The sequence below is a fragment of the Roseateles sp. P5_B10 genome (assembly GCF_056400485.1).
Genome location: NZ_JBFULE010001767.1, coordinates 1 through 520, shown reverse-complemented (window position 1 = coordinate 520; position 520 = coordinate 1). Strand labels below are relative to the sequence as shown.

The window sequence follows — 520 nt, the reverse complement described above, 5'->3', positions numbered from 1 at the left end:
GGATGGTGATTGCCGGGGCGCTTGCGTTGACACTCGGTGTCGTCCCCGCGAAGGCGGGGACCCATAACCACCGAAAGAGTGGTTGGGGCGTATTCGCAGGCGTCCTGGATAGAGCCGAGAAGACGGAGGCTATGGGTCCCCGCCTTCGCGGGGACGACACAGCGTGTGTTGTTACTCCGCCGCCTTGTCGAACCGGTCGTCCAGCGCATAGCCGGCGCCGCGCACGGTGCGGATCGGATCGGGCTCACCGGCGGGATTGAGCAGCTTGCGCAGGCGGCCGATATGCACGTCGACGGTGCGCTCGTCGATATAGATGTCGCGGCCCCAGACGCTGTCGAGCAACTGCTCGCGGCTGAATACGCGGCCCGGATGTTCCAGGAAGAACTCCAGCAGGCGATATTCGGTCGGACCGAGATCGATCGGACGGCTTGAGCGCACAACGCGGCGCTTGTCGCGGTCGAGTTCGATATCGCCGAAAGCGAGCACGGTGGCGAGACGCTCGGGAGCTGCACGACGGAGC

Annotated in this window: 1 protein-coding gene; it reads right to left on the bottom strand. The window is 65.4% G+C overall.

What is annotated here, in order from left to right:
• Nucleotides 1-171: 171 nt before the first annotated feature.
• Nucleotides 172-520 (bottom strand): winged helix-turn-helix domain-containing protein (locus tag AC1DU6_RS35800; RefSeq protein ID WP_477863396.1); only part of this gene is annotated, 349 nt, incomplete at its 5' end.